This is a genomic window from Phytohabitans kaempferiae (genome assembly GCF_042433955.1).
Lineage (GTDB): Bacteria > Actinomycetota > Actinomycetes > Mycobacteriales > Micromonosporaceae > Phytohabitans > Phytohabitans kaempferiae.
The window spans coordinates 1-3209 of record NZ_JBHLUH010000101.1 but is presented as its reverse complement, the minus strand read 5'-3'; the positions used below and the strand labels follow the sequence as shown (position 1 = coordinate 3209).

The following is a 3209-nucleotide window of genomic DNA, read 5'->3' as shown; positions in this document are numbered from 1 at the left end:
GCGTGGGCCGTATCGGGGGATCGGTTTCGAGGCGGAGTGGTTGCTGCCGATCCAACTCCCCGGCAACGCCGACCCCGCCGAGGCCAGGGGCGACCAACTGGCCGGCACCAAGGACGGGTCGCTCGTCATCGAGGTGGAGGATCGGCCGCTGTTCGTGGCCGATGGTGAACCGGGGGAGCCGATCCGGACGTTCATCGACCGTCCGTCCCAGGTTGGGGCCACGCCGCGACTGGTCGCGCTCCCCGAGGTCGTCTCCGGCGTGCTGAGAACCTTTCCGAACGAGCTTGGAGGGGTCGAGGACGCCGACTCGGTGTGGCGGTTGATGGAGGCGTTGGAGCACCGCCTGAACGAACGGCTCGATCCGGACAAGCTGGAGCCTGGCGTGCCGTCGCAGCCGCTCGGCGACGTGCTGGCCGACCTCGGTTTCGACCTCGATCCTGACACTGCCGGGGCGCTGATCGGCCCCACCCCGGAAGGGGAGCCGAGTAAGTTCCACTTCCACATCACCGTTGACGCGGCGACCGAGAGCCTGTTGAAGGTCCTCGACCACGTGGCCGAGAACACCTGGCGCGACGAGAGCACCGGGCTGCCGGTCAAGGAGCGACTGCGGCGGGGCCTGAGGTTCGGCCAGGGCATCGCCGAAAGCGCACTGCGTCGCTTCACCCGGTCGGACGACACGGCGGCCGACCGGGTGCGCGACGCGGTCCACGGTTTCACCGGGCTGCTCTACGCGCACGCCGACGCGTTGGCCACCAGTTACGCCGAACCACATCAACTCAGCAAGAGACACAACGCGGCGCTTGCCCGACCGGCGATGCTCCAATTCTGGGCAGAGCTGCCGTGGTGGATTCGAGTCCAGCTCGCCCTCGACGTCGATTCCGTCTTCGACGCGTTCACCAGTGAGCACCTGCGGGCCAGTCCCGACTACGAGCAGCGGCTCCGCGCGGCGGTCGACGGTCCGCTCGGGACCGGACTGGTCTGGGATTCCGACGCCCCGTGGCACGCCGTCGCGGCCAGCGGCAGGGTGAGTGTGCGGGAGTACTTCACCGCACCGCTGCGGGGCCGCGAGGTAAGCCAGAACAACGCGTTTCCTGGCATGACCGAGTGGCGACAACTGAGAACCGTCAGCGGCCCGGGGTCGCCGCCGGTGGGCGGCCTCGAGGTTCGCTCGTACGGGTCGAAGTGGGCGACTGTCGCCGACGGTCGAGAGTTCGTCGAGCGGCTCGCGCAGATCTCGGCGGAGAGCCACGTGGAGGCGTCCACCCATCCGGTGTTGCTCTGGGACGAACCGTTGCCGCCGATCGAGGTGGCGTCGACCGGCACCGACGAGGGGACGGCCACGCTCTACCGGGCGACGGAGCTGGTCGCTCGTGGCGACCTCGCCGCAGCCGTACGGCTGATCACCCCCGGACCGGCGCTGGCGCCGCAGCTGGTCGGTACGTGGGGCGCTATCCTTACTGCGATCGCTGACGTCGAGAAGACGATGGGCCCCGAACGCCGTGGCTTCGGCGAGGCGCTGCAACAATTCAGCGCGCATCTGCTGACCCGATGGGCCGACGCCGTTGTCTCCGCGCAGACCTGGCCGGAGGCGGCTGGCCACTGGATCGACACCCGCCATCTGTTCGGCACCGGGACCGGGCGGTCTGCGGTCGATGAGCTCACTCGATACCTACAATTCCGACGGGAACAGCCGGACACCGTCACAAACACCGGCCGGACCGCCGCAGTCCAGGAACTACTCAGGCTCGCGCAGGCTGAAGTCGACCAGACGGCGTTGGACTTCCTGACCGACCCCAACCCGGTGGATCGCGTGAAGAGCCTGACCTGGGTGCTGGACAGGGCGGGCCTGGCGGGGACCACAAGACTCTTCCTCTGGTCCCGGGGCGTGTCCCTGACCAGGTCGGATAACGGCTTGCTGGGCAAGGTCCGGGGGATGGGATCGAGGCCGACCAGCAACGCGCGGTCGAGATGGGCCGCAGTGGTCGGGCAGCTGGCTACCGTTCGGGGGCCCGTCGCCGCGAAGGCGATGCTCGGCTACGCCACCGACCTGATCATGCCGATCATCGACGGGTGGTTGGTCGAATCAAGTCTGACCGTCGCCCAGTCGAGCGGGGACGCGATCCGTGCATACCTGACCGACGACGCCAGACTGTTGCTGCCTGAGGTCGCCGGCCGGCTCGCCCACCAGCTCGACACCGGCGACTTCAATGGTGGACCGGCCGCCTCCCGGGCGCACGCCGTGATCGATCTGCTGGCGCCGGGTCATGGCAGGCAGGTGGCACAGGTGCTGACGGCCCCGGACGCCGCCAGCCAGCAGGTTGCGCTGCGCCGGCTCGTCGCCGCGGTGCCACCGGCGCAGTACGAGGGTCTGCTGCCGTTACTCGATTCGGTCGACTTCGGCGAGGACGGAAAGGTCGAACTCGAACTGGTGCGGGGCGTCGCCGCCTTGGCCGGGGGAGATCCGAACAGGGCTCTTCGGATCGTCGGGGACGTGGTGGATCTGCTCGACGGCCCCGTTCGAGCCAACTGGGTGGGATTCCTGCACCAGCGAGTAAGCGCCCGGGGCATCGACGCGAGCGCCCTGTCTGAACTGCTCGTGGATAGCAGTATCGATGATTTGTTGACCGCGTCGAGTTGGAAGCGGTCGCGGGAGGCGTTTGATTCGTTGACTGAGGTTTTGGAGCGGGCGGATGAGGTGGTGCGTTCTCGTGCGCTTGATCGTTTGGTGGAGGAGGGTGGTCGGGAGTCTGATGTTGGTCGGGTGGTGGCGACGCAGGGGTTGTTGGGGTTGGCTCGGGTGGGTTTGGTTTATGAGGGGTTTGATTTTCTGACTGAGGTGGATCCGGTGGTGCGGCGGGGTCTGCTTGTGTCGTTGCTGGGTGATGAGGATCTGGTTGATCCGGGTTTGGTGGTGAAGCTGGTTCGGGGGATAGATCTTGGTGGGGTGGAGCGGGTTGATGCGGCGTTGTTGGGGATTGTGGTTGATTATGCGGCTGGGGATGAGTCGGCGGTTGATGATCGGCTTTATGGGTTGTTGGTGGAGGGTTCGGGTGGGGTGACTCGGGATAGTCCGGTGTTGGCGGCGCTTGTGGCGAGTGCGGATGAGGCGACGTCGCGGGCGGCGCGGCGGGTGGTGGCGGAGATTGAGGCGTATCCGCGGGTTGTGGGTGTGGTGGATGCGCCGGTGGTTGTGGTGCGGCGGGGGCCGG

The 3209-nt window shown here is 67.5% G+C and carries 1 protein-coding gene; it reads left to right on the top strand.

The genetic code is table 11. From position 1 onward, the window contains the following. Positions 1-3209: hypothetical protein (locus ACFFIA_RS41575; protein ID WP_377262530.1), on the top strand; the 3209-nt coding region annotated here is incomplete at both ends.